The following is an 18,037-nucleotide window of genomic DNA, read 5'->3' on the forward strand; positions in this document are numbered from 1 at the left end:
ATTCATAATTTATTTATAGAAAATCAGCCTCTGAAACACCTTCATTAACTTTGGCGCTTATTAATTTAAATTCTACAGTTTGTGGACCTAAATTCCCTGTTTTTGTGCCGGGAAATTTTATTCCGTTAAATTCTTGGTAATTGCTGAAAGTTGCTTCCTCATTTTGAGTTTGGCCTTGCATAGTAATTACTTGCAATTCTTTAACTTTTAATCCGCTTTCAACATCAAAATATACCGATGATGAAACAATTTCGCCTTTGGTTGAAATAACATAAGCATCTTTGCCGTCAATAATTTCAATACCGGTTAGTTTAGAATTTTCATTGTTTAACAATCCCATTTCTAAAAACGTACCTAAAGTATAAGTCATTTCACTTGCCATTGGTGCTGGTAATGGTTGTTTATTCATAAAAACGCCGGCATCGGTCATAATTACTTTCATTACCACATTTCCTCCCATGCTCATTTCATTTGCATATTTTGCTGAAGTTCTTTTTTCTGTGCTTACAATGGTGTTTCCCATTGCAGAAGCTTCATAAGAAACCAAAGTGCTTTTTAAAGCTTTAACTTTAGCCTCACCGCCAATTGCATTAAAGAAATTGTCTAAAACAGTTAGTTTGGTGACACCATTTGGCAATGGTTTTGACATTTCCGGTTTTGAAGCAACATTTGACTCTTTATCAAAATAGGTGATTGCATAAGGCAATTTTTCAAGATTTGGTAAAACATCCAAAGCTTTTCCAACAATTACAATTCTGGCATTGTCCTCACTAAAATATTTTTGTGCCACGCGTTGAACATCTTCAACCGTTACTGCATTTATTTTTTGCAAATAAGTTTCGTAAAAATCCTGAGGTAATTTTTTAGTGACAATATTTAATGCGTAACTGGCTACTGTTGAAGGATTTTCAAGTGCCATGACAAAGTTTCCAATATAGGCGGCTTTTGCATTTTTTAATTCTTCATCAGTAACTTTAGTGTCTCTAAAAGTTTTGATTTCTTTCATAAATTCAACTACAGCACTGTCTGTAACTATATTTCTTACGGACGCAGCCGATTTAAAGGTAGCTGAAGTTCTTTCGTCGTTTCCAATTCTGGAATAAGCGCCGTAAGTATATCCTTTATCTTCACGTAAATTTAGGAATAAACGACCTTCACCACCACCACCAAAAATTTTATTTGCCAATAAAGCAGCAAAATAATCGGGATTGCTCATTTTTAAATCTACTGTATTTATTACCGAAATATTCGATTGTACAGCATTTGGCATATCAATAAAATTAATTTCAGTTTTTGCGACATTAGTTACCTTAGGAATTTCATAAGCTGGAATTGTTCCTTTTTTCCAATTGTTGAAATGTTTAGTTACCTGCTTTTGCACGTCTTTAAAATTTACATCACCCACAATAACCAAATAGGCATTGTTTGGTTTGAAATAAGCGGCATAAAAACTTTGAACATCAGCCAATGTTACATTTTTGGCATAGGCTTCAGTTTCAAATTCTCCATATGGATGGTTTTTCCCATAAACCAAAGCGTTTTGTGCTTTCGCAGCAATGGCTTCAACACTATTTTCACCACTTTTAATACCTTCAATAAGTTTAGCTTGCTCTTTTTCAAATTCTTCTTGTGTAAGTAGTGGGTTTTGGACAGCATCAGCAGTTAATTCCAAAATTCTGGGAAAAAATTTAGACAAGGTATTGAAGTTTGCGCTTTGGCTTCCAACAGAAAGAGAAGCGCCTAAAAAATCAATTTCTTCCACAAATGCGTCTTTTGAAATTGTTTTGGTTCCATTTCCCATCATCCCTCCGGCAATACTAGATATTCCTACTTTTTCTCCCTCAAAGATAGGGCCGTTGTCTAAAATTAAAGTAGCGGAAACTTTTGGTAATTTATGATTTTCAACAACCATTACTTTTAAGCCATTTTTAAGCTCAAAAGTCTTGGGTTTTCCTAAATTTATTTTAGGTGCAGGTCCTGCTTTTGGTTGTTGCGTTCTGTCTATTTGTGCGTTTACTCCTAAAGAAATAAGAAATAATGCAATTAATGTGGTTATTTTGGTTCTCATATTATTTTTCATCTTTAGTATTATTCAATTTCCTTTTTAAGATAATCCATTTCAACGCGGCTGTTTTTGTTTAAATAATCATTTGCAACACGTTTAATATCTTCTCTAGTGATGGAGCGATAAATAGTAATTTCATCGTTAATTAAATTTGTATTTCCTTTAAGCGTATAATTTGCAGCTAAAGTATTGGCAATATTTTGAACTCCGGAGTTTGAATTCACAAAATTGTTTTCAAACTGATTTTGTAATTTCTGAAACTCTTTTTCTGAGATTAATTCGGTTTGAAGTTTGGTAATTTCGTCATCCATTTCAGCACCCAATTCATCCAAGGTTGTTTCGCCCATTGGCAATGCGCCCATAATATAGACTCCATAATCTTCCTGTGAATCGTTAAATGCCAAAACCTGAAGCGCCTTTTTTTCTTCAACCAGTCTTTTATACATTCTGGCACTTTTTCCGCTTGTTAAAATGGAAGAAACCATATCTAAAGTATAGGAGTCCTTATTTTTATTAGACGGTGTTCTATAAATAAATAATTTAATAGGAATTTGAATATTAGAATCATATTCGGTTACTTTAATTGATTCTGTGATTGGAGTTTCTTTAATATTTACCCTTTCAACTTTTGTTCCTGAAGGAATATCACCAAAATAATCCTGAATCATTTTTTTAGTGTTTTCAGTTTCAAAATCGCCGGCAACCACTAGAACTGCGTTGTTAGGTGCATAGAATTTTTTATGAAAATCTAAAAACTCTTGTAATTTGGCAGCATCTAAATCTTCCATACTTCCAATAACAGAATTTTTGTAAGGGTGATTTTTAAAGACATACTTATTAATTCCTGTGCGATACATAATTTTTCCATAAGGCGCATTGTCAATTCTGGCACGTTTTTCTTCTTTTATCACTTCGTTTTGTGTATCAACGCCAACTTGGTTAATCACCGGGTGCAGCATTCGTTCAGACTCCAACCACAAACCGAGTTCCAAATTATTGGAAGGGAATGTTTCGTAATAGAAAGTCCGGTCTTGCGTGGTATTTGCATTGTTGTTTCCGCCATTGGCAGATACAATTTTAAAAAACTCGCCTTTAGGGATGTTTTCGGTTCCTTCAAACAATAAATGCTCAAAAAAGTGAGCGAATCCAGTACGTCCCTGCACTTCGTCTTTTGCGCCAACGTGGTACATTACTGAGGTGCTAATGATAGGAGCCGAGTTGTCTTTGTGTAAAATAACGTGCATGCCGTTACTTAAATCGTACTCTTCAAATGCTACTTTTTGGGCAAACATGGTAACGCTTAAAAAAAGCGCTAAAGAGCTTAAATAGATAATTTTTCTCATAGTTATTACTTGGTTTAATTTAATTAAAGTTGCGTATAGGACGCGTTTATTGTTTAGGTGTTACAATCTTTGGAATGAAAAAAATGAAAACATGACACGGGAATCACGTAAAAGTATTTATTTTCATAGCAATTTAGTATCAAATTTATCAAATTTTTTCGAAAAAGTGGTTTTTAGTTCTGAAATTAACGCAATCTTAATAATTCCAATTTAAGAGGCTTAAAATGAACAATTTATTTGCTGTAAATTTGTTTTGCAGAAATAAGAAAAAAGACATATATTTGCACCCGCCTTAGTAGAAAAGGTAAATTAGTATAATTAATAAAGCGAATAAAAACAAAGCTTATGTACGCAATTGTAGAGATAGCAGGGCAGCAGTTTAAAGTAGCAAAAGACCAAAAAGTTTACGTACACCGTTTACACGAAGAAGAAGGAACAAGTGTTTCTTTTGATAAAGTTCTTCTTGTAGGCGACAACGGTACAGTAACAATTGGCGCCCCAGCTATAGAAGGAGCCGAAGTAACGGCCAAAATTTTAGGTCACCTTCAAGGTGATAAAGTAATCGTTTTCAAAAAGAAACGTAGAAAAGGATTCAGAAAAAAGAATGGCCATCGCCAGGCTTTAACTGAAATTCAAATAGAAGGTATTTCAGCCAGTGGCACTAAGAAAAAAGAGGTTGCTAAAAAAGAAGCCCCTAAAGCTAAAGTTGCAGCACCAAAAGAAACTGTTGCTGTGAATATAGAATCAATGACTGTTGCTGAATTGAAAGCTTTGGCAAAGGAAAAAGGTATTGAAGGATACACTTCTCTAAAGAAAGCTGAATTAATTGAAGCATTAAATAAATAAGAATCACAATTTTAAAACCATAAGGTCATGGCACATAAAAAAGGAGTAGGTAGTTCGAAGAACGGTAGGGAATCGGAATCGAAACGACTAGGAGTAAAAATATTTGGTGGACAAGCTGCAATTGCAGGTAACATTATTGTTCGTCAAAGAGGAACTCAACACCATCCTGGTGATAACGTATATATGGGAAAAGATCACACCTTGCACGCTAGAGTGGACGGTTTGGTAAAATTCTCAAAAAAGAAAGACAATAAATCATTTGTTTCTATCGATCCTATCGAAGCATAACATATAGATTTAATAAATTTTAAACTCCCAAACTTTTTAAGTTTGGGAGTTTTTTTATGAGCTATTTAGTACATTTGTGCGTTTATGTACTTTTTATACAACATACTTATTATAGTTGCCGGATTTATGTTAAAAATAGCGGCCCTTTTCAATAAAAAAATAAAACTTTTTATTGATGGAAGAAAACATACTTTTTTTAAATTACAACAGGAAATTGGGAAAACTGATGAGGTTATATGGATGCATTGCGCCTCTTTGGGTGAATTTGAGCAAGGAAGGCCAATTATTGAAAAGATAAAACTAAAATTCCCAACTAAAAAAGTAGTGCTGACTTTTTTCTCGCCTTCGGGTTATGAAGTGCGTAAAAATTATGAAAATGCCGATGTGGTTTGTTATTTGCCATTAGACTCAGCACAAAATGCAAAAAGATTCCTTGAGATTGTTCATCCGAGTTTGGCGATTTTTGTGAAATATGAATTTTGGCCAAACCTGTTGAAAGAACTTAAAATTAGCAATATTGAAACTTTGCTGATTTCTGGAATATTCAGGAAAAATCAGCTATTTTTTAAAGGTTATGGTGGTTGGATGCGAAAATCCCTAACTACTTTTTCTCATTTTTTTGTACAGGATGAAAATTCAAAACAACTGCTTTGTAATATTAATTTTAACAATGTTACCGTGAGCGGAGATACACGTTTCGACCGTGTTTTTGAAATTACCCAACAAAACAACAGACTTCCTTTTATTGAAGAATTTATAAATGAAAAATATACGGTCGTTGCCGGAAGCACCTGGAAAGAGGACGAAACTATGTTGGTGGACTATATTAATAATTGTGCTTCAGAAAATGAAAAATTTATTATGGCGCCTCACAATATTAATGCAAAAGACATTGCCGATTTAAAAAACAGCATTTCAAAAAAGGTTGTTCTGTTTTCAGAAAAGGACATTAAAAATCTTTCCGATTACCAGGTTTTTATCATTGATACCGTAGGGATTCTTACAAAAATATACAGTTATGCCGATCTGGCTTATGTTGGTGGAGGATTTACAAAAACTGGTGTTCACAATGTTTTGGAACCTGCAACTTTTGGAATCCCAATACTTATTGGGCCAAATTATCATAAGTTTAATGAAGCCAGGGATTTAGTGAAAAATAAGGCTTGCTTTGTGATAGATGATTCTAAAGAATTATCTTTGCAATTGGATCAATTTTTTCAGTTTGAAAAAAATAGACTGAAAGCAGGTGAAAGCGCCCAAAAATATGTTGTCGATAAAACTGGAGCGACGGCAAAAATTTTAAATTATTTAGAATGATGAAAGAAAAACTAGAAAAATATTTTTCGTTTGTTTTTGAAAAGGAATTAATCGATGAGATTGTTCAGGTTGGCGTTTATAAAAAATTACGCGAAAATGAAGTTTTGGTTGATTTAGGTGATAAAATGAAAGGCATTCCTTTACTTTTGGAAGGCGCCATTAAAATTGTGAGAGAAGACAAAAAAGGAGAAGAAATATTATTGTATTTCTTAGAACGCGGTGACACTTGTGCCAGTTCGTTCGCGAGTGCACTCACAAACGGCAAATGCGGCATTAGAGCTATTGCCGAAAAGGAATCCGAAATCATATTTTTACCAAAAGATAAATTAGATGAGTGGCTGGTGAAATATAAGTCCTGGAGAAATTTTGTCATTGAAAGTTACAACATTCGTTTAAATGAAATGATGGAGACTATTGACAGTTTAGCCTTTATGAAAATGAATGAGAGATTGTTTAAGTATCTTACAGACAAAGCTCAAATTATGAGGGAAACATCATTAAATACCACCCATCAAGACATTGCTTATGATTTACATACTTCTCGAGTTGTTATATCAAGATTGTTAAAGCAACTTGAAAACGAAGGGAAAATAAAGTTGCACAGAAATAAGATTGAAATCTTGGAATTTTAATTAATGTGATGTTAATCACATTTTGGCATTATTTATACGATATTTTTGATTATATTAACTGAATAATTAAATTATGGATTTTATAACACAACCTTGGGCTTGGTATGTTGCCGGTCCGATAATTGCACTTATTATGTTTCTGCTTTATTATTTTGGGGAACGCTTTGGTGTATCATCAAATCTGGAAACATTTTGTTCAATAGGTGGTGCAGGAAAGTTTGTTAACTATTTTAAGATTGACTGGAGAGAAAATTTATGGAACTTAATTTTTATTGCCGGGGCTATTGCTGGCGGTTTTATTTCCTCAAATTATTTGACAACAACCGATGCCGTTACCATAAGTCCGCAAACTGTTCAGGATTTGGCCGATATTGGAATTATGAATGCAGGCCAAACATATTTGCCCGATGAAATCTTCAGTATTGAAACGATGCTTACTTTAAAAGGTTTTCTTATTTTAATAATTGCAGGTTTTTTGGTTGGTTTTGGTGCTCGTTGGGCAGGCGGCTGCACATCTGGCCATGCAATTGTTGGCCTCAGTAATTTAGAACTACCCTCTTTAATCGCTGTAATAGGCTTTTTTATTGGAGGTTTGGTAATGACCTGGATTATTCTACCCTTAATATTTTAGCATTATGAAACGCTTAAGACTAAATATCGTTGCAAATTGGGAAATGATAATGAGCGTTCCATCTGAACAAACAACAAAATAAAAATAATCAGATGAAATATATAAAGTTTTTTTTAGTGGGTATTATTTTTGGAATCGTCATGAGTAAGGCCGAAGTTATTTCGTGGTACAGAATATACGAAATGTTTAAGTTTCAATCCTTTCATATGTATGGAATCATTGGTTCTGCTGTTCTTTTGGGGATGATAAGCATGTTATTATTCAAGAAAAAGATGGTTAAAACTTTTGAAGGAGAAGAAATTCATGTGACGCCCAAAAAAGAGGGATTGTACCGCAATCTTTTGGGCGGAATTCTGTTCGGGTTGGGCTGGGCATTGGCAGGAGCTTGTCCGGGACCAATGTTTGTACTCATAGGAAAAGGAGTTATTTCCATTTTGGTGGTAATTTTTGGAGCTACTTTGGGTGCGTTTTTTTACGGAGTTTATAAAGACAAATTGCCACATTAAGAAGCAACGAAAACACTATGAAAATACACGACATTGTTGCAGCTAATTTTTCAGATGTATTTGAGGAAAATTTAAGAACTGAAATTTGTAATAATGGCATTTTAAAATTTGTTGAGCCCGATAAAATAATTTTAGATGTTAGGACAGACATTGAGTTTATTCCCTTAATTGTTTCCGGAATTGTAAAAGTAAAGCGACGAGACGGAAAGGGAAACGGTATTTTTTTGCATTATTTAGCTGAAAAACAAACCAGCGCAATCGCCATAACTTACGCTATAGAAAGTAAAAAAAGTGAGATTCGGCTGAAAACTGAAAGTAACGTAACGTACATAGCAATACCGGCGAAAGTTGTAATCTCATGGCTTTTAAAATATAGCACATGGCGTACCTTTTATTTTAAATTTAATCAACAACAAACGGCCTTTTTAATTGAAAAAATTAATGACATCGCTTTTGAAAATCTAGAGTTTAGGTTATTGAAATATCTGGAATATACAAGTTTAATAACCAATGACAATACGATCAATAAAAAGCATTTTGACATTGCGCGCGATTTAAAAGTTTCCCGGGAAGCAATATCAAGAATTTTAGAGAAATTAAAAAAACAAGATATAGTAAATTTGGGAAGAAATAAAATAACCATTAATTAATGGAGTTAAGAGATAAATTTGGCAGAAAAATAACCTATTTGCGATTAGCGGTTACTGATCGTTGCAATTTGCGTTGCCAATACTGTATGCCAGCTCACGGAATTGAAATCGTAGACAGAAAAGAACTGCTTTCCTATAAAGAAATGTACCGAATTACTCGGGTTCTTTCGGAATTGGGCGTTAATAAAGTCCGCCTTACCGGTGGCGAACCTTTTGTACGAAAAGACTTTGTAAATTTTTTGGAATCACTTTCTTTCAATGATAAACTCGAAGAAATTAACATTACCACCAACGGCGCTTTAATTTCAAACCATATTGATAAATTAGAAAATTATAAAATCAGTTCCATTAATTTGAGTATTGACAGTCTTCAGAAGGAAAAATTCCAAAAAATTACCAGAAGAGATGTTTTTGACAGTGTTTATGACACTTTTGAAAAACTCGAAAAAAGCAAACTAAATTTAAAATTAAATGTAGTTGTACAGTCAGGTTTAAATACTGATGAAATCATCGATTTTATTGAACTCACCAAAAACAAGGACATCGCAGTTCGCTTTATTGAAGAGATGCCTTTTAATGGAAAAGGGCAAAGATTGATGCAGGAAGTTTGGAACTTCAAAAAAATACTGAATCACATAAAAAATCAGTATGCGGAAATAGAACATCTTTTATCGAAAAAATCTTCAACCTCAATAAACTATCGCATTCCAAATTACAAAGGAACTTTTGGAATTATTCCTGCATTTACGCGAACTATTTGTAACGATTGTGACCGGATTCGAATTACATCCACTGGCTTGTTTAAAAACTGTTTGTTTGATGGCGGTGTTTTTAACGTAAGAGATTTTATAAGAAATGGCGCAAGTGATGATGAATTAAAAAATTTATTTATCACTACAGTTCATCACAAACCCGAAAACGGATTTATTGCTGAAGCTGCCCGAGGAAACGTTGTTTCGGAAAGTATGTCCACAATTGGAGGGTAGATCAATTGACAATTAAAAATGTGTAATCTTAAAATTGTTTGAAGGGTCGTCATTCTGAAACAAACTTGTTGGCAATTTCAGAATAGCAATTTCAAGACTAATTAGACAATCTTCTTTTAAAATAATTATGAACTTAATCACAGTAAACAAAGCATTAGAGGTCGTTGTAAATAATTCTGAAAATTTCGGAAATGAAGAAGTTGATTTTTTAAACGCTTCTGGCCGTATTTTAAAAGAAAATATTTATGCCGATCGCGATTTTCCGCCATTTGATAGGGTAAGTATGGACGGAATTGCTATTGCTGAAGAAGCATTTAATAAAGGACAACGCTCATTTAAAATTGAAGGAATTCAGGCTGCGGGAGGTCCCCAATTAACGCTTCAGAATGTTTCCAATTGTATGGAAGCAATGACAGGTGCGGTGCTTCCAAAAAATTCGAATGTCGTAATTCAATATGAATTATTGACCATTGAAAATGGAATCGCAACCATAAATTTAGAGGCTGTAAAAAGCTTTCAAAATATTCATTTAAAAGGAACCGATAAAAAGCAAGGCGATTTATTGGTAAAAGAAAATACACTCATTTCTGCTGCCGAAATTGGCGTTTTTGCCACTGTTGGAAAAACCGTAGCGAAAGTTGCCAAACAACCAAAAGTGATGATTGTTTCAACGGGTAATGAATTGGTTGAAGTTGCTGAAAACCCAGCGGATTACCAAATTAGAAGAAGCAATGTTTTTACCATGGTCTCCTTATTGGAAAAACTGCATATTAAAGCAGAAACATTGCATATTTTAGATGACAAGGAGATTCTTTTAAGCGAAATTGAATCGTTGCTCATAAACTATGACGTACTAATTTTCAGTGGTGCTGTTTCTAAAGGAAAATTCGATTTTATTCCGGAAGTATTAAATGAATTGGGTGTAAAAAAACTTTTTCATCAAGTAAAACAACGTCCGGGAAAACCATTTTGGTTTGGCAAAAAAAACAAAAAAACGATATTTGCATTCCCTGGAAATCCGGTGTCAACTTTTGTAAATTGCTTAAAATATTTTTATCCGTGGTATTATAAATCCGTAGGATTGAATTTTGAAAATAAACAACGCGCAATTTTAAGCGAAGATTTTTATTTTAAACCTGAATTGACTTATTTTTTACAAGTGAAATTAAATCAAATTGAAGGGGAACTGTTTGCAACGCCCATTTCAGGAAAAGGATCGGGCGATTTGGCCAACTTAGTAGATGCCGATGCTTTTTTGGAATTGCCGGATAATCGCAGTAATTTTACCAAAGGAGAAGTTTTTCCGATGCTGCCGTATCGGAATTTTTAGTGTTGAGTTTTTAATCTTTAGTTTTAAGTGGTTAGATATAATATTTAAGAATGAATTAAAATATAGGAATGGTAAAATGTTATGTATTAAAAAATTAGATTTACCGCAAAATCAATAAATTGTGCCAGAATCTCATATATAAAAAATCAAGATTAAAGAACTTTGCGTAAAACTTTGCGACTTTGCGTTTAAATCGGCCAAAACCTGATTAGAGTTATATAGCTTACTTTTTAAAAAATCAATTATATAAAAAAATTAAAAACGGAACACTAAAAACTGAAACAAAGTGATAAAGTTTTCTCATATCAACCAACGGAATCAGCCAAAAATGGTAAATGTTGGCGATAAAAAAGTAACCAACAGAGCCGCAACTGCTAAAGCCACAATGTTTTTAGGTTCAGAAATTATTACTCATTTTGACAACAATGAGTTGATTACTAAAAAAGGACCTGTTTTCCAAACTGCCATTATCGCAGGGATTCAAGCGGTTAAAAAAACATCTGAATTGATTCCAATGTGTCATCCTTTATTAATTAATGGAGTTGATATTGATATTGAAATTTTAGATAACGAGCAAATAGAAATTTTATGCACGGTTTCAATAGAAGGAAAAACCGGCGTGGAAATGGAAGCGTTAACTGGCGCGACTATTGCTGCATTAACGGTATACGATATGTGCAAATCCATTTCTCAAAAAATGGTGATTAAAGAAGTGAAACTGGTCAAAAAATCTGGAGGAAAAAACGATATCAAGAATGAATAAACATCAAAAACACGCAAAACTTAAATTAAGGGACAACGACAATTTTGCGCCAAATGAAATTTCAATAGTTGGTTCAAAATGCGATGTGATATCAAATTTAGTAAATCAGGTAGCTGAAAAATTGACAAGTTATAAATTGGCTTATTTTGACGCCTCTCATAATGATAATGTGGAGTCGAATTTTTTGCAAAAATATACCTTTCATTCAAAAGGAAGTGCCGCTATTTTAATCAATTCTGCAGTCAATAAATTCAATCAGCGCATTCAATTTTCTCAAAACGATCTTGTGTTTATCAATGGAAATCATTATGAAGGCGCTAAACAAATTTTAATTTTAGACAATGAAAAAGAGGCTTCGGTTCTAAAAAGACTGGATCAGCTGAACAACATTCAGTTTGTCATAAAATTAACGGATGATTCCAGATATTTCGATTTTTTGGAAGAAAAGCATCCGCAGATAAAAAATATTTTGTGCTATAAAATCGGTGAAATTGATAAAATTTCGAAACATATTGAAAATTTAATCAAAGAAAAAATGGCGCCAATTCAAGGCTTGGTTTTGGCAGGTGGAAAAAGCACCAGAATGGGCACAGATAAGGGGATGCTTAATTTTTATGGAAAAAATCAACGGGAAATAGCAATTGAACTGTTAGAGAAAAACCATTTAAAAACGTATTTATCGGTGCGGGAAGAACAGGAAATAGGGATTTCAAATAAAATTACCGACAAATTTTTGGGCTTAGGTCCATTTGGCGCTATTTGTTCCGCATTTCAGGAAAACCCTGATGTGGCTTGGTTGGTTTTGGCAACCGATTTGCCTTTTGTGAACGATGAGGTGATTAATTTGTTGCTAAAACATAGAAATCCGTCAAAAATTGCCACAACAATAAAGGGAAAAGACAAAGAGTTCCCGGAACCTTTAATTACCATTTGGGAACCTAAAAGCTTTCCGATATTATTAAATTATTTAGCGCAGGGATATTCTTGCCCAAGAAAAGTTTTGCTCAATTCGGCCATTGAAATTATTGAAGTGGACGATAATTTAATTCGAAATATCAATACGCCAGAAGAATTTAAGGCGGCGCTCAAAGAAATTAACGACTAAAATAATGTCAAATTTAACCTGAAAGGCAAACGAATTTAAACCAACCATGAATTTAAATAAAGGCACTTATTTTAAACGGCAAACCACTTTATCAGAGATTGGTGAGGCAGGACAAAATTTGTTGCAAAAAGCAAAAGTGTTGGTTATTGGCTGCGGAGGTTTGGGAAATCCGATTGCCGTTTATTTGGCGACAAGCGGTGTTGGAGAACTTCATTTGGTGGATTTTGATACGGTTTCTGTTTCAAATTTACACCGTCAGGTTTTTTTTAAAATAAAAGATATTCAGCAGCCAAAAGCGGAAGTTCTTGCCAATGAAATTAAAAAAAGAGCGCCTTTCACCAAAGTTTCATTTACCAATGAAGCGGTAACAAAAAATTCAATTTTGGAATTGATTTCAAAATTTGATATCGTTGTTGATGCCACCGATAATTTAGGGATAAAATATTTGATAAATGATGCCTGCGTGTTGGCGAAAAAACCTTTGGTTTATGGCTCGCTGTATAAGTTTGACGGTTATGTGGCAACTTTTAACGTGCAAAACAAGAAGGGCGATTTTTCGTGTAATTTACGTGATGCGTTTCCAAAAATAGCCACCGACATTCCCAATTGTGAAGAAGCCGGAACAATGAATCCTATTGTTGGTATGATCTCGCTTTTACAAGTAAATGAGGTCATAAAATTAATCACGGAAACCGGCAAATTATTGACTAATCAATTATTGATTTACAATGCTTTGGAGAATAGGCAGTTCAAAATGAAGTTAAAGAAAAACAAAGGTTTAGACATGAAATCTATTTTTGAAAATTCGAAGTATTTAGATGAAACTTGCTCAAATCAAGATCCTTCTTTGTTGATCTCTGCTTCTTCATTAAAAGAAAAAATAGGTGATTCAACCCTTGAAATTGTGAGTGTGTTTAACACTCCGGACGCGTTTATTCCGTTCAAAGTGCATCAAAAAACACCTTACAATGCTTTCAAAGTTGAAAATTTTCAAGCTGATTTTAAAAAATACTATGTCATCATTTGCCCTAAAGGAATCACAAGTTATGAGGTGACACTGAAATTAAAAGAAAAATATCCATCGCTTTCAGTTTTTAGTTTGGCTGAAGGTATCATAAATTATTAAATGCAAAATCCGCTGGAATTTTATACTGCTGAAAAAGAAAGTTTTGAGCAAAACCAAAAAAAGTTAAAAAAGCAATTGGCAATCTCTGGTTCGTTGCGGCTTCTTCTTTTTTTAATGGCCGTTTTTGGTATTTATTTCTTTTTTGGAGAGGTAAAAATAATGATTTTTATAGTGGTAATTGCTGCAATATTATTTTTTATTTTATTAACGAGGCATTCCAATTTACAATATAAAAGCGATCTCAACAAAGCTTTAATCGACATAAATAAAACCGAAATAAAGGTTTTAAACAGGGACTATTTATCCTTAAATGCAGGGGGCGAATTTATAGATCACACACATCCATTTAGTTACGATATCGATTTGTTTGGCAAAGGATCTTTTTTTCAGTATTGTAACAGAACAGTTACCGTGGAAGGGAAACAGGAGTTTGTTGATAAATTAAGAGACAATGATATTTTCAACATTGAAGAAAAGCAACAGGGAATTAAAGAATTAAGCCAAAAACCAAAATGGAGACAGCGATTTTCGGCTTTGGCAAGTTTGGTGAAAGTGGAACATCCCGCTAAGGAAATCGTGAGTTGGATTCAGCATTATAAATCGGATTTTCCTAAATTTATTTCGTTTTTGCCCAAAGCTTTTTCGATAATTTCTTTGGTATTAATGGGGCTTTTAGTTGCACAAATTATCGTTGGTGAAATTTTGTTGATTTGGTTTTTTATTGGGTCGGGAATATCCGGATTTTATTCTAAAAAAGTGGATGAATTGTACCTTGACGCAAGCAATGCAAAAGATACTTTTAAGCAATATCATAAATTGTTGTGTGAAATTGAAAAACAGGTATTTGCCTCACAAATTTTGAAAACGAAGCAACAGGAAATTCAAACGGAATCTAAAAAAGCATCTGTAATATTTTCTGAATTTTCTAAAGTTTTAGATGGTTTTGATCAACGAAACAACCTTATTATTGCCATTTTTGGGAATGCTTTTTTATTGCGCGATTTGCAGCAGGTTCATAATGTAGAAAAATTGGTAAACAATTGTAAGGATAAAGTTGAGGATTGGTTTCATGTTATCGCTTTTTTTGATGCACAAAATTCATTGGCCAATTTTGCTTTTAATCATCCAAACTATGTTTTTCCAGAAATTGATAAAAACATAAATATAATTTCCTCTAAAAATTTAGGACATCCTTTACTTAAAGAATCACAACGTATTGATAATGATTTCACCATTGAAAATCAACAGTTTTTTATTATTACCGGTGCAAATATGGCTGGGAAAAGCACTTTTTTAAGAACAGTTTCATTGGCAATCGTTATGGGAAATATGGGTTTGCCGGTTTGCGCCGGGGAATTCAAATATTCCCCCATTAAGTTAATTACCAGTATGCGAACTTCAGATTCTTTGGCAGATAATGAATCCTATTTCTTTTCTGAATTAAAACGATTGAAATTTATTGTTGATGAAATTAAAACGGAGGATTATTTTATCATTTTAGATGAAATTTTAAAGGGAACAAACAGTACCGATAAAGCGATTGGATCGAGAAAATTTGTCCAAAAATTAGTGAGTTCAAAATCGACGGGAATTATCGCAACGCACGATTTAAGTTTGTGTGAAATTGAAAAGGAATTGCCGGAAGTACAAAACTATTATTTTGATGCTGAAATTATCAACGACGAATTGTTTTTTGATTATAAATTAAAAGTGGGTATTTGTAAAAACATGAACGCTTCTTTTTTATTGAAGAAAATGGAAATTATTTAGAATTTTCATATAATTTTTTTTCTACTTTTTGTCTGTCCTAAGTGCTTTTACATTGAAAGGAAGTTTAATTTATGATAGTTTGGAGATTTAGGGAGATTAATTTTTAATTCCCCCTTTGGGGGTTGGGGGCTTAAGGATGTGAGTTCACCCACACTTCACCGTCCTCAAAATGTTCTTTTTTCCAGATAGGAACCGTTTCTTTTAAAGTATCAATTGCATATTCGCAAGCTTCAAAAGCAGCTTTCCGGTGTGCTGAGGAAACCGCAATAATTACAGGAACAGCGCCAATTTGCAATTCCCCAACGGCGTGATGAATGGCAATTTTATGAATCTGAAATTTTGTTAATGCCAAATCTGCAATTTTTTGCATTTCTTTTAAAGCCATCGGTTCGTAAGCGCTGAAATCTAATAAAGTAACTGTTTTATTTTGAGTTGAATTTCTGACTGTGCCTACAAACAGTGCAATTCCACCGCAAGAATCATTTTGCACAAAATTATAACAATCCTGAATATTCAGTTTCTCAGAAGTTATTAAAACATCAGCATTTTTCATAAGTTAATTATCCAATTAGCCGATATACCAATTGTATTTTTCATTTTTTAACTCCCCCTTCGGGGACTAGGGGGCTTTTACCCTCCGCTCACTGGCGGAATAATAGCGACCACATCATTTTCTTTTAAAACCAAATCATCTTCGGCATATTCTTCATTTACAGCAATGGCAAAATCTTCCATGTTTTTCAATGCTGAATAATCAGTTATTAATGTCTCTTTTAACGCTTTTACGGTTGTGTTTTCTGCTAATTTAAAATTCATGGAGTTTTCACCCACCAAATCAGTAGCGATTCCGAAAAATAAGAGTTGAATTTTCATTTGAGATATTTAACAACTTAGCAAAAGTAAAGGATTTCTGATTAAAAAAGGCATTCGATTTAAAATAGGTCTAAATAATCTATTGCGTGATGAATATCACAAAGCAAGTATTTAGATTGGTTAATTTTGTTAGAGTTCAAATTATTTTATAAAAATATGAAGTACGGTTTTATCATTGACAATCGAAAATGTATTGGTTGTCACGCTTGCACAACAGCCTGTAAATCAGAACACGATGTGGCTATTGGCGTTAACAGAACCTATGTTAAGCAGGTTGAAAAAGGGGAATTTCCAAATACGCGAAGAATTTTTTCGGTCATGCGTTGCAACCATTGTACAGATGCTCCATGCGTGGAAATTTGTCCGGTAGAAGCGCTTTATACAAGAGAAGACGGGATTGTTGATTTCGACAACAATCGTTGTATTGGCTGCAAATCGTGTATGCAGGCTTGTCCATACGACGCCTTATATATTGATCCAGATACCCAAACAGCCGCAAAATGTAATTATTGTGCGCATAGGATAGATGTTGGCCGGGAACCGGCTTGTGTATCTGTTTGTCCGGAACACGCAATTATTGCGGGCGATATGCACAATCCAAACACAGAGATTTCTCAGTTATTGGCGCGTCAGGCCGTGAAAGTTCGGAAACCGGAAAAAGGAACAAATCCAAATTTATTCTATATAGATGGAGATGACGCTTCTTTGGTTCCGGAAGCAACAGATAATACCGGACAAAGTTTATGGAGTTCTCAAGCTCGTGGCGTTGGACATTTCGCTAAAGCTGCTGAAAAAATGATGCACACCAACACTGATGTAGATTTATTACAAATGACAATAGACAATGATATTCAGGCTGCTTACCAGAGAAAGGACAATGAAAATCCGAATTATATTGACGTGCTGAACGGTAAAGCCCGAAGGGTTTACGACACGCCCGATAAAGGAATATTGTGGGGTTGGGAAGTATCCACCTATGTTTTTACCAAAGCCATTGCCGCCGGTGCATTCTTAATCCCGTTTTTGGCAATACTTTTAGGTTATGAAGTTTCGCCAACCGCCAAATTATGGTCTGCCGGAATCTCTTTAGTTTTCCTTGCGTTAACAGGTTTGTTTTTGGTGATGGATTTGGACCGACCTGATCGATTTCTAAACGTTTTATTGCGTCCGCAGTGGAATTCCTGGTTGGTGAAAGGTGGTTATACCATTACTGTTTTCGGACTTTTGGTAACTGTTTGGGCAGTAATGACTTTTTTCGAAATAAAGACAGGTGAGACTGCTTTATTATGGATTACAGCTGTTTTTGCCATTTTATTAGCTATTTATACGGCATTCCTGTTTGCACAAGCAAAAGGTCGCGATTTTTGGCAAAGTCCAACCTTGCCTTTGCACATGTTAGTGCATAGCGTAATGGCGGGAACTGCAATTTTTGCAATTGCCTCATTGGTTTTAGGTTATGAAGACTGGATGGCAATTTTAAAAAACACCATGATTATTGCCTTGGTAGTTAACCTATTTACACTGATTACCGAATTGACAATTACACATCCAACCACTTCAGCAAAAAGGGTGGTAAAAATGATTACCAAAGGAAGATATAAAAACTTGTTTTGGGGTATAACCGTATTGGTTGGAAACATCATCCCTTTGGCATTGTTACTTTCTGATTCAGGAGAAATATGGGCAGTGATATCAGGAGTCTGTGTATTGGCGGGAATTCTGATTACAGAGAAAATTTGGGTGGAAGCACCACAAAGAGTTCCGTTGGCATAAACTTAAATTTAAAAAATAAATTGGCTAATTACC

At 34.0% G+C, this 18,037-nt stretch carries 18 protein-coding genes; 14 read left to right on the forward strand and 4 right to left on the reverse strand.

The features are described 5' to 3' along the window. Nucleotides 1-13: 13 nt before the first annotated feature. Nucleotides 14-2,080: a M16 family metallopeptidase gene (locus ABY285_RS03985; RefSeq protein ID WP_372767250.1), complete on the reverse strand. Its 2,067-nt coding sequence runs from the start codon at nucleotides 2,078-2,080 to the stop codon at nucleotides 14-16. An 8-nt stretch (nucleotides 2,081-2,088) separates the two neighbouring features. Next, nucleotides 2,089-3,408 (reverse strand): M16 family metallopeptidase, encoded by a 1,320-nt coding sequence (locus ABY285_RS03990; RefSeq protein WP_372767252.1) that lies wholly within the window; start codon nucleotides 3,406-3,408, stop codon nucleotides 2,089-2,091. Nucleotides 3,409-3,753: 345 nt separating this feature from the next. Here ABY285_RS03990 and rplU point away from each other — a divergent pair, with 345 nt between their 5' ends. From rplU to ABY285_RS04055, 13 genes are all read left to right on the forward strand, one after another. Further along, nucleotides 3,754-4,254, forward strand: a complete 501-nt coding sequence (gene rplU / locus ABY285_RS03995) for a 50S ribosomal protein L21 (RefSeq protein WP_372767254.1) — start codon at nucleotides 3,754-3,756, stop codon at nucleotides 4,252-4,254. A 27-nt stretch (nucleotides 4,255-4,281) separates the two neighbouring features. Then, on the forward strand, nucleotides 4,282-4,542 hold the full coding sequence (rpmA, locus tag ABY285_RS04000; protein ID WP_372767256.1) for a 50S ribosomal protein L27: 261 nt from the start codon (nucleotides 4,282-4,284) through the stop codon (nucleotides 4,540-4,542). A gap of 84 nt (nucleotides 4,543-4,626) precedes the next feature. Continuing rightward, nucleotides 4,627-5,859 (forward strand): 3-deoxy-D-manno-octulosonic acid transferase, encoded by a 1,233-nt coding sequence (locus tag ABY285_RS04005; protein WP_372767258.1) that lies wholly within the window; start codon nucleotides 4,627-4,629, stop codon nucleotides 5,857-5,859. After that, the gene (locus tag ABY285_RS04010) at nucleotides 5,856-6,491 is read left to right on the forward strand and encodes a Crp/Fnr family transcriptional regulator (RefSeq protein WP_372767260.1); all 636 of its coding nucleotides are present in this window, start codon (nucleotides 5,856-5,858) and stop codon (nucleotides 6,489-6,491) included. The genes ABY285_RS04005 and ABY285_RS04010 overlap by 4 nt, the downstream gene beginning before the upstream one ends. Before the next feature lie 73 nt (nucleotides 6,492-6,564). Then, on the forward strand, nucleotides 6,565-7,122 hold the full coding sequence (locus ABY285_RS04015) for a YeeE/YedE family protein (RefSeq protein ID WP_372767262.1): 558 nt from the start codon (nucleotides 6,565-6,567) through the stop codon (nucleotides 7,120-7,122). 92 nt (nucleotides 7,123-7,214) lie between these two features. Then, nucleotides 7,215-7,628, forward strand: a complete 414-nt coding sequence (locus ABY285_RS04020) for a DUF6691 family protein (RefSeq protein ID WP_372767264.1) — start codon at nucleotides 7,215-7,217, stop codon at nucleotides 7,626-7,628. 17 nt (nucleotides 7,629-7,645) lie between these two features. After that, nucleotides 7,646-8,278, forward strand: coding sequence for a Crp/Fnr family transcriptional regulator (locus tag ABY285_RS04025; RefSeq protein ID WP_372767266.1), 633 nt, complete (start codon nucleotides 7,646-7,648; stop codon nucleotides 8,276-8,278). Beyond that, nucleotides 8,278-9,264 carry a GTP 3',8-cyclase MoaA gene (gene moaA / locus ABY285_RS04030; protein WP_372767268.1) on the forward strand — a complete coding sequence of 329 codons (987 nt, stop codon included), beginning with the start codon at nucleotides 8,278-8,280 and terminating at the stop codon, nucleotides 9,262-9,264. Before ABY285_RS04025 ends, moaA begins: the two co-directional genes overlap by 1 nt. 127 nt (nucleotides 9,265-9,391) lie before the next feature. Further along, complete coding sequence (locus ABY285_RS04035; protein ID WP_372767270.1) at nucleotides 9,392-10,594, forward strand: molybdopterin molybdotransferase MoeA; 1,203 nt, start codon at nucleotides 9,392-9,394, stop codon at nucleotides 10,592-10,594. Between the two features lie 286 nt (nucleotides 10,595-10,880). Then, on the forward strand, nucleotides 10,881-11,357 hold the full coding sequence (gene moaC / locus ABY285_RS04040) for a cyclic pyranopterin monophosphate synthase MoaC (RefSeq protein WP_372767272.1): 477 nt from the start codon (nucleotides 10,881-10,883) through the stop codon (nucleotides 11,355-11,357). Next, a complete protein-coding gene (locus tag ABY285_RS04045) occupies nucleotides 11,350-12,462 on the forward strand; it encodes an NTP transferase domain-containing protein (RefSeq protein ID WP_372767274.1) in 1,113 nt (370 codons plus the stop codon). Before moaC ends, ABY285_RS04045 begins: the two co-directional genes overlap by 8 nt. Nucleotides 12,463-12,508: 46 nt before the next feature. Beyond that, complete coding sequence (locus ABY285_RS04050) at nucleotides 12,509-13,588, forward strand: ThiF family adenylyltransferase (RefSeq protein WP_372767276.1); 1,080 nt, start codon at nucleotides 12,509-12,511, stop codon at nucleotides 13,586-13,588. Next, nucleotides 13,589-15,358 carry a DNA mismatch repair protein MutS gene (locus tag ABY285_RS04055; RefSeq protein WP_372767278.1) on the forward strand — a complete coding sequence of 590 codons (1,770 nt, stop codon included), beginning with the start codon at nucleotides 13,589-13,591 and terminating at the stop codon, nucleotides 15,356-15,358. 130 nt (nucleotides 15,359-15,488) lie between these two features. Here ABY285_RS04055 and ABY285_RS04060 read toward each other — a convergent pair whose 3' ends face one another. Further along, entirely contained in the window at nucleotides 15,489-15,911 is a 423-nt protein-coding gene (locus tag ABY285_RS04060; protein ID WP_372767280.1) for a molybdenum cofactor biosynthesis protein MoaE, read from the reverse strand. A 77-nt stretch (nucleotides 15,912-15,988) separates the two neighbouring features. Next, the gene (gene moaD, locus ABY285_RS04065; protein ID WP_372767282.1) at nucleotides 15,989-16,231 is read right to left on the reverse strand and encodes a molybdopterin converting factor subunit 1; all 243 of its coding nucleotides are present in this window, start codon (nucleotides 16,229-16,231) and stop codon (nucleotides 15,989-15,991) included. A gap of 156 nt (nucleotides 16,232-16,387) precedes the next feature. Between moaD and ABY285_RS04070 the strand changes: the two genes are divergently transcribed. Continuing rightward, on the forward strand, nucleotides 16,388-18,004 hold the full coding sequence (locus ABY285_RS04070; protein ID WP_372767284.1) for a 4Fe-4S dicluster domain-containing protein: 1,617 nt from the start codon (nucleotides 16,388-16,390) through the stop codon (nucleotides 18,002-18,004). Nucleotides 18,005-18,037: the final 33 nt, after the last annotated feature.

Source organism: Lutibacter sp., assembly GCF_041555395.1.
Classification (GTDB): domain Bacteria; phylum Bacteroidota; class Bacteroidia; order Flavobacteriales; family Flavobacteriaceae; genus Lutibacter.

What these genes read in the sequence shown, in the direction of transcription:
- rplU (WP_372767254.1), top strand. Translation starts at nt 3,754, where the DNA reads ATGTACGCAATTGTAGAGATAGCAGGGCAGCAGTTTAAAGTAGCAAAA.
- ABY285_RS04010 (WP_372767260.1), top strand. Translation starts at nt 5,856, where the DNA reads ATGATGAAAGAAAAACTAGAAAAATATTTTTCGTTTGTTTTTGAAAAG.
- rpmA (WP_372767256.1), top strand. Translation starts at nt 4,282, where the DNA reads ATGGCACATAAAAAAGGAGTAGGTAGTTCGAAGAACGGTAGGGAATCG.
- ABY285_RS03990 (WP_372767252.1), bottom strand. Translation starts at nt 3,408, where the DNA reads ATGAGAAAAATTATCTATTTAAGCTCTTTAGCGCTTTTTTTAAGCGTT.
- ABY285_RS04070 (WP_372767284.1), top strand. Translation starts at nt 16,388, where the DNA reads ATGAAGTACGGTTTTATCATTGACAATCGAAAATGTATTGGTTGTCAC.
- ABY285_RS04050 (WP_372767276.1), top strand. Translation starts at nt 12,509, where the DNA reads ATGAATTTAAATAAAGGCACTTATTTTAAACGGCAAACCACTTTATCA.
- ABY285_RS04060 (WP_372767280.1), bottom strand. Translation starts at nt 15,911, where the DNA reads ATGAAAAATGCTGATGTTTTAATAACTTCTGAGAAACTGAATATTCAG.
- ABY285_RS04025 (WP_372767266.1), top strand. Translation starts at nt 7,646, where the DNA reads ATGAAAATACACGACATTGTTGCAGCTAATTTTTCAGATGTATTTGAG.
- moaA (WP_372767268.1), top strand. Translation starts at nt 8,278, where the DNA reads ATGGAGTTAAGAGATAAATTTGGCAGAAAAATAACCTATTTGCGATTA.
- moaD (WP_372767282.1), bottom strand. Translation starts at nt 16,231, where the DNA reads ATGAAAATTCAACTCTTATTTTTCGGAATCGCTACTGATTTGGTGGGT.
- ABY285_RS04020 (WP_372767264.1), top strand. Translation starts at nt 7,215, where the DNA reads ATGAAATATATAAAGTTTTTTTTAGTGGGTATTATTTTTGGAATCGTC.
- ABY285_RS04035 (WP_372767270.1), top strand. Translation starts at nt 9,392, where the DNA reads ATGAACTTAATCACAGTAAACAAAGCATTAGAGGTCGTTGTAAATAAT.
- ABY285_RS04005 (WP_372767258.1), top strand. Translation starts at nt 4,627, where the DNA reads ATGTACTTTTTATACAACATACTTATTATAGTTGCCGGATTTATGTTA.
- ABY285_RS04045 (WP_372767274.1), top strand. Translation starts at nt 11,350, where the DNA reads ATGAATAAACATCAAAAACACGCAAAACTTAAATTAAGGGACAACGAC.
- ABY285_RS04015 (WP_372767262.1), top strand. Translation starts at nt 6,565, where the DNA reads ATGGATTTTATAACACAACCTTGGGCTTGGTATGTTGCCGGTCCGATA.
- ABY285_RS03985 (WP_372767250.1), bottom strand. Translation starts at nt 2,080, where the DNA reads ATGAAAAATAATATGAGAACCAAAATAACCACATTAATTGCATTATTT.
- ABY285_RS04055 (WP_372767278.1), top strand. Translation starts at nt 13,589, where the DNA reads ATGCAAAATCCGCTGGAATTTTATACTGCTGAAAAAGAAAGTTTTGAG.